At 57.5% G+C, this 7,301-nt stretch carries 6 protein-coding genes; 5 read left to right on the forward strand and 1 reads right to left on the reverse strand.

The genetic code is table 11. The annotated features are described in order from the left end of the window. The first annotated feature begins 37 nt into the window (after positions 1-37). Positions 38-997, forward strand: a complete 960-nt coding sequence (locus HMPREF3120_RS01510) for a hypothetical protein (protein ID WP_070450190.1) — start codon at positions 38-40, stop codon at positions 995-997. Between the two features lie 413 nt (positions 998-1,410). Further along, on the forward strand, positions 1,411-2,820 hold the full coding sequence (locus tag HMPREF3120_RS01515) for an amino acid permease (RefSeq protein WP_070450193.1): 1,410 nt from the start codon (positions 1,411-1,413) through the stop codon (positions 2,818-2,820). A gap of 21 nt (positions 2,821-2,841) precedes the next feature. Here the strand turns inward: HMPREF3120_RS01515 and hisD are convergent, their stop codons facing one another. Continuing rightward, positions 2,842-4,140, reverse strand: a complete 1,299-nt coding sequence (gene hisD / locus HMPREF3120_RS01520) for a histidinol dehydrogenase (protein ID WP_070450196.1) — start codon at positions 4,138-4,140, stop codon at positions 2,842-2,844. Positions 4,141-4,274: 134 nt separating this feature from the next. Between hisD and HMPREF3120_RS01525 the strand changes: the two genes are divergently transcribed. The 3 genes from HMPREF3120_RS01525 (at position 4,275) to HMPREF3120_RS11645 (ending at position 7,284) form a co-directional block, all read left to right on the forward strand. Then, complete coding sequence (locus HMPREF3120_RS01525) at positions 4,275-5,234, forward strand: L-lactate dehydrogenase (protein WP_070450199.1); 960 nt, start codon at positions 4,275-4,277, stop codon at positions 5,232-5,234. Positions 5,235-5,425: 191 nt separating this feature from the next. After that, positions 5,426-6,451, forward strand: coding sequence for a DNA cytosine methyltransferase (locus tag HMPREF3120_RS11640; protein ID WP_083284728.1), 1,026 nt, complete (start codon positions 5,426-5,428; stop codon positions 6,449-6,451). Next, positions 6,448-7,284 carry an NgoMIV family type II restriction endonuclease gene (locus tag HMPREF3120_RS11645; RefSeq protein WP_083284729.1) on the forward strand — a complete coding sequence of 279 codons (837 nt, stop codon included), beginning with the start codon at positions 6,448-6,450 and terminating at the stop codon, positions 7,282-7,284. Before HMPREF3120_RS11640 ends, HMPREF3120_RS11645 begins: the two co-directional genes overlap by 4 nt. Positions 7,285-7,301 lie beyond the last annotated feature (17 nt).

A 7,301-nucleotide genomic window follows, 5' to 3' on the forward strand; every position in this document is an offset into this window, starting at 1 on the left:
CCTATGAGCACCACGTGGTGTTCCTAAACTAGGCGGTATGCAGTTTTCCCGCGCACACCGCACCACATCGATTCTCGCCGCAGTACTCGTCACCGCCGCAACCTTGACCGGTTGCGGCGATAGCTCTGAGCAGGCCCTGCCTGAGCCAACCGTTTCGGATTCGGCACAAGACACCGAATCCACGACGACCGCTTCCGACGCACCGGAAACGTCGGCCGAGGACACTCAAGACAACTACACGGATGTCGATCCTTCGCGGTTCGAACACAATGTTGTTGGGCTCGACTCAGGGGTGTTCGGGTGTCGGATCGGCAGGAACCCGGATGACACTCCAGTGTTCTGCCAGGCCGCGTTCGTCGATCCGATTCCTCCCGTAGAGCACACCGGTGGCGATCCGAACACCAAAATCCCCAATGTCATTTGGTACAAGCCGGACCGCGGTGGATTCATCACCGCAGTCTCTCCCGGCTCCCAGGGTTACGACATCCAGCCGAACCATCTCAACGAAGGCGAGCGTGTCACGATCAATGACGTCGTGATCACCAACCTCAACGGTGGCGGTGTCCGCGTCGAGTATGGCAACGACACCTTCGAGGTCCACGACGGCGTGTACTCCCGCCCGGGCAAGACCCAGAGCATCACCGAAGAACACACGGTGGCAAAGGGCGAACAGTGCGGCACCTCCGACATTCTTGGCACTGAGATGGGCGTGTACGCCCTGGAGGACAACACCACGTGCGATGTCGCAATGATGACGCTTGAGGGATACAAGGAAGCCGCGAAGAACGGTGAGATCCAAGGCAGTGTGTCCGCATGGACGAATGAGAAGAACGGCTGGGGTTGCATTGGCCGTTACCGACTTGGCGACGACGAGGACCTTCCCGAAAACCGCAGAACCGCCTGCACAGATTCGCAGATGAACGGCGCTAAAGCGTTCGAGGGCTCAGGCGGCGTGATCCTGCTCAACCCCTCCGAAGCACACCGCCTGAAAAATTAATTTGGCATTTTCGCCCCAAACTCAAGACAGCCGTGTTATGGTTCTCCACGTGATGAACCGCAACGCATTTTCCGCCACGGCCGACCAGGCCGTCGCTTTCGCGTTGCCGAATACCCAGCCGGCCCGCCTGCATCATCATCTGTAGCGCGGTGTCGGCCGACTTTTTCGCCCCTGCGCTAACTGCCCTTCGCAGCAAAGCGCGGGGGATTTTTCGTTAGCGTCAAGGATTCGTCGGAACACGCCGCGCACCCGGAGACCCTCCCCCGCGGCGAGCCCCCAATCACTGTGCCACCGCCGGAAGGTCAAACCGGGAAGACGCAGCCCAGCCATGGGCAATGTCATCACCAATATTTTCCCGTAGCGATTCGATTCGCACTTCGATTCGCACATTGTCATTTGAAAGAGCACAGTTAATGTCCACCATGACTGCACCTACACAACAAGACACTCCCAAACCGAAACGGCCAGGTTTGACGGCCCGCCACATCCACTTCATCGCTCTGGGCTCAGCGATTGGTACCGGCCTGTTCTACGGCTCCGCCGGCGCAATCCAGGCGGCTGGTCCTTCTGTGCTCCTCGTCTACCTCCTGGGTGGCGCGGTGATGTACTTCATCCTCCGAGCTCTCGGCGAGATGAGCGTCCGTCACCCAGTGCGTGGCTCCTTCGCGGTCTACTGCCGCGAGTACCTGGGCGGCCTCGGTGGCTACATCACCGGTTGGATGTTTGCCTTCGAGATGATGATCGTGTGTCTGGCTGACTTAACGGCAATCACGATCTATATGAAGTTCTGGTTCCCCACAACACCCGCATGGGTCTGGATCACCGTCACACTGTTGATCATCAGTGCAGCTAACCTGGCCGCTGTCCGCCTGTTTGGCGAGCTCGAGTTCATGCTCACCCTGATCAAGGTCGGCGCAGTGGTCGCCATGATCATCGGCGGCGCTGCAATCCTTATTTTCAACATTGGTGAGTCCCCAGAGGCAATGGGTATTGACAACCTCTGGAACGACGGTGGTTTCTTCGCTAACGGCTTCTCCGGCATGGCAGCCTCGTTCATCCTCGTCCTCTTCGCTTTCGGTGGCACCGAGATCATCGGTGTCGCGGGCGCTGAGGCTGAGGATCCGGACCGCTCTATCCCGAAGGCAGTCAACACTGTCCCGATGCGCATCCTGATCTTCTACGTACTGTCCATTCTGGTCATCTTGATGATCAACCCGTGGCGCACGATTAACGGTGATGATTCCCCGTTCGTCCAGATCTTTGACACCCTCGGCGTGAGCTGGGCCGCAGCTCTGCTGAACGTGGTTGTGCTCAGCGCTTCCCTGTCGGCGATTAACGCTGACTTGTTCTCCACCGGTCGTGTGCTTGCAGGTCTGGCCAAGGAAAACCTGGCGCCGAAGTCCATGGCAAAGACCTACCGCGATGTTCCGGTGATGACTGTGGCCATGCTTATCGTCGCCCTGATCGTCGGTGTGTACCTGAACCAGCGTTACCCGGACATCTTCGGCACCATTGCAGCACTTGCAACCTTTGCCACCATCTTCGTCTGGTTGATGATTCTGATCGCACACATCGCTTCCCGCCGCGAGATGACCGCCCAAGAGGTCAAGGCGTTGAAGTTCCCGGTTCCGTTCTGGCCTTATGGCCAGTGGTTCGCGGTGGCGTTTATCCTCTTCACCTTTGGCACGATGGTGTGGCTGCCTGAATACCACGTAGCACTCGCCGTCGGTGTGGGCTTCCTGATCGTGATGACCATCCTGTACTTCGTCACCGGTCGTCCACAGGCTGTCGCCGAGACTGAGTATGAGTACGAGGCGAAGTAGTACGTACCTCGCCTCTGGCGGCTAGCCCCGCCTTGCCTTGATGGCCTCCCCGTGTGCGGGGAGGCCTTCTTCGTCTGCAAGGGTGATCACGGCATCCGCGACCTCTTCCAGTGCCTCAGCGGAGTACTCGACGATGTTCATCGGTTTGAGGAAGGTGTGCGTGCTCAACCCCGCGGCAAACCTTGCGGTACCTGACGTTGGCAGCACGTGGTTCGAACCTGCTGAGTAATCCCCCAGTGGCACCGGCGAGTACGGTCCGACGAAGATAGCGCCGGCATTGTTGATCTCGCGCGCCACAGCCTGCGCATTCGCGGTATGAATTTCCAAGTGCTCCGGCGCGTACACATTGGTCACGCGCACCGCGGCTTGAATATCGTCCACAATCAAAATCCCGGACTGCGGGCCTTCCAGCGCGTCGCGCACGCGGTCAGCGTTGAGCGTGATGCCGTAGCGGCTCGCAATTTCCTTATCGACGAGACCAGCCAGCTCCGGAGAATCCGTAATCAGAATCGATGCGGCCTGCTCGTCGTGCTCCGCCTGGGAGATCAGGTCGTAGGCCAGGTAGACGGGGTCGGCGGTGTCGTCGGCAATGATCGCGATCTCGCTCGGACCGGCTTCCGCGTCAATGCCAACTACGCCGTTGACCAGGCGCTTAGACGCTGCAACGAACACGTTGCCGGGGCCGGTGATCATGTCGACCGGCTCGAGGTCATCGTCACCGTAGGCCATCAGCGCCACCGCCTGTGCGCCGCCAACGGCCCAGACCTCGTCGATACCAAGCAGCGCACATGCGGCGAGGATCGTCGGGTGCGGCTGACCGTCAAAGTCTGCCTGCGGCGGGGTGCACACCACCATGGACTCCACGCCCGCCTCCTGGGCCGGAATCACATTCATCAGCACACTCGACGGGTACACCGCCTTGCCGCCTGGCACGTAAAGCCCCACACGACGTACCGGGCGGAACACCTCCGTAACAACTGCTCCTGTCGCGAGTTCGGTTTTGCGTGTAGCTGGCTTTTGCTCAGCATGCACCTGTCGGATCCGGCGAATTGAGGTTTCCAGTGCAGCTCGAACATCAGCGTCCAAACCATCCAATGCAGCCCGCATGGCATCCGCAGAAACTCGAACCGCTTCCGGGCGTACGCCGTCAAAACGTTCCCCGTATTCGAGTGCTGCCTCGGCACCGCGGCTACGGACGTCGTCGACAATCGGCGCGACCTGTTCTGCTGCGGAGCCAACATCGGTGCCCGCACGAGGAAGAATTGCACGCAGTTCTCGTACCGAGGTCTCTCGCCCTCGCAGGTCTGTCACGTTTAGCATGATGCTCCTTTGATTGTCTTGGACATCAATAGATGTTATCCAGCATTCGCCCTTTAAAAAGCGGTTTACCGAAGTAACCTCGAAGCCACCAACCCACCCCGCTGCCCGTAATCAACACATGGAATAATGGTCATATGTTTGTCACTCAAGGTTCAAAAGTTGTCCTTATCGGCGCCGGCGCTGTCGGAACCGCGTACGCCTACGCCATCTTGAACCAGGGTCTGGCAGACCACCTGGCCATTATCGACCTCAACGAGGATCTTGCATGGGCAGAGGTAGAAGACCTCAACCACGCGATCCCGTTTTCTGGCCACCACATGGATGTCACGGTTGGCACGTATGAGGACTGCAAAGATGCCGCACTCGTGGTCAATTGCGCTGGTGTTGCGCAGCGCGATGGCGAGACGCGTCTGGATCTTGTGGCGCGCAACGTGAAGATTTTCGAGTCAATCAACAAACAAGTCATGGCCTCCGGCTTCAACGGCATTTACGTCGTGGCCACCAACCCAGTGGATGTGCTGACCTACGTGTCCTGGAAGCAGACCGGCCTGCCGTCGAACCAGGTCATCGGCGCAGGCACCGTGCTGGATACGGCGCGCTGGCGCCACAACCTGGGCCAGTACTTCGACATCGCTCCCTCTGCGGTGCACACCCACATCATCGGCGAGCACGGCGACACCGAACTGCCGGTGTTGTCCTCCGGCTCCATCGGTGGCGTTCCCCTCCCCGCTCTGCTTGAGACGGAAGCCGCCCGCAATCCGGAAATTTACACACAGATCGACGAGATGTTTGTGCGGACCCGCGACGCCGCCTACGACATCATCAAACGCAAAGGCAACACGTCCTTCGGCGTCGGCAACGCGCTCGCCCGCATCACGCGCGCAATCCTGCGCAACGAGGACGTCGTCCTGCCGGTCTCCGCGCTTCTCGAGGGCGAGTACGGCCTCAACGACATCTACATCGGCACCCCAACCGTGCTCAACCGCAGCGGCGTGCGCAACGTCGTCGAGCTCCGTCTCGACGACACCGAGACCGCCAAGTTCCACCACTCCGCCCAAACCCTGCGCGACGTGATCGACAAGGCAGAGATCTAAGAGCATTTGCGTATGGACGAGGGTCCGCGGGGCTACCGCGGACCCTTTTCTTGCGTGGGACCGAAAATTCACCATCGCACACATTTTCGATATATTCGTTTCCTTGTCCCCCAACCTCTCTAACGTGTTTTTCGCCCACAAAACGTAATGACGTTTCTCTAATACGCTTTCAACCTATAGGCTGATGCTTAATGAACACTCCGTTTTCTTCCGTTGAGATTTGCGCCGGCGCAGGTGGTCAGGCACTCGGACTTGAAGAAGCAGGTTTCAACCTTCGCGCTGCGGTGGAACTTGATCCGCATGCCGCGGCGACTCTCCGAGCAAACCGACCATCCTGGAACGTGATTGAGGGTGACGTACTCAACTTCGATATCACTCCTTACTCCGAGGATCTAGACCTACTTGCCGGAGGGGTCCCATGCCCGCCGTTTTCCATTGCAGGCAAACAACTTGGTAGAGATGACGAGCGTGATTTGTTCCCACGTGCGCTCGAACTGACGCGAATCGCGCATCCCAAGGCCGTAATGCTGGAAAATGTCAGAGGTTTGTCTCAACCAAGATTTGCTGCCTACCGCAGTGAATTGATTCGCGAATTTGAGACATTAGGATACAGGGTATTTTGGGAACTCATTACGTCCGCTGATTACGGTTTGCCACAATTGCGCCCTCGTTTCATATTGGTAGCTCTAAAAACTGAGTATGCGGATTTTTTCGATTGGCCCGAACCTGTCGGCCGATTTTTCACGGTTGGAAACGCTCTCTACGACTTGATGGCCGCCAATGGCTGGCCTGGAGCCAAGAAGTGGGCAGAAAATGCCCAAGATATTGGGCCAACGCTTGTCGGAGGAAGCAAGAAGCATGGTGGCCCAGATGTGGGACCAACTCGCGCACGTGAAGCATGGGCCAAACTCGGCATCAAAGGTTCGTCCATCGCAGAAGACGCACCGGGACATGACTTTCCCATCGACCCCGCGATTGAGATGCCGCGGCTAACGGTCAAAATGGGAGGAGTATTACAGGGATTCCCTGAGGATTGGAAATGGCAAGGCGGTAAAACTGCAGCTTGGAAGCAAGTAGGTAATGCTTTTCCGCCGCCAGTCGCCGCTGCTGTCGGACGGTCTATTACCGCCGCACTAAACAAGCAGTCGGTATCGTCCTCCAATTTCACTGCACAACCCGAGCGACCAGATTTAGCTCTGTTAGAGTTCCCCTCATGACCGCAAATGGCCAAGCCAACAAGTCCATAATCACAGCTAACCGCGAGCTGTTCCATCAGCGGCTTGTCCTCCAGGGAATTGTGTCAATTTCACCTTCAGGAGTCGCCTCCATCGCAGACAGCAATAGCAACGCAAGTAAGAAAATCGCGTTTCACATGGCTCGTACTCTGGGCGCCAAAACCCAAGCGAAAATGAAGGGCCAATCCTCAGGTTCGCTCTTCGAAGAAGCCGTCGCTTCTTTTATCAGAGGAACGTTTCCTTTTCTTCAATCAGTTCGTCCGGGTGATTGGAGCGCTGAAGCGATTGGCAGCTCGCGACGTAGCGGACATGTAGAAAACTATGAACCTTATCGTCATCTAGCGGACCTAACCCAGGCAGTTCGCGAAACGCCAGAACTAGCTGCTGCGCTTGGCAATTCCTACACCATTAGCCCGGATATTCTCGTCACCCGAACAGCAATCAATGATGAATCGCTAAATAGCCAACACGTTATGGTCGACTCGCTCTCAGGTCTCGCTTCCCCGTTTCGAGCGGCAAATTCTTCCGAACCGATTGAAATTCTTCATGCAGTTATCAGCTGCAAATTGACTATGCGAAGTGACCGAGCACAGAACACACGCGCGGAAGCACTTAACTTAATTCGAAACCGCAAAGGACGTTCACCGCACATCATCGCAGTCACTGCTGAGCCAATGCTTTCAAGGATTTCTTCACTGGCTTTGGGAACCGGTGATATCGACATGGTCTACCACGCAGCGCTGCCTGAGCTGAGTGCCGCAGTTCAAGCCGAGGGGTCTGAAGATGCAAAAGAACTTCTTGCTGAGTGCGCGTAGTTGGTAGGGGTATTCCG

This window comes from Corynebacterium sp. HMSC11D10, from assembly GCF_001806995.1.
In the GTDB taxonomy this organism is placed as follows: domain Bacteria; phylum Actinomycetota; class Actinomycetes; order Mycobacteriales; family Mycobacteriaceae; genus Corynebacterium; species Corynebacterium coyleae.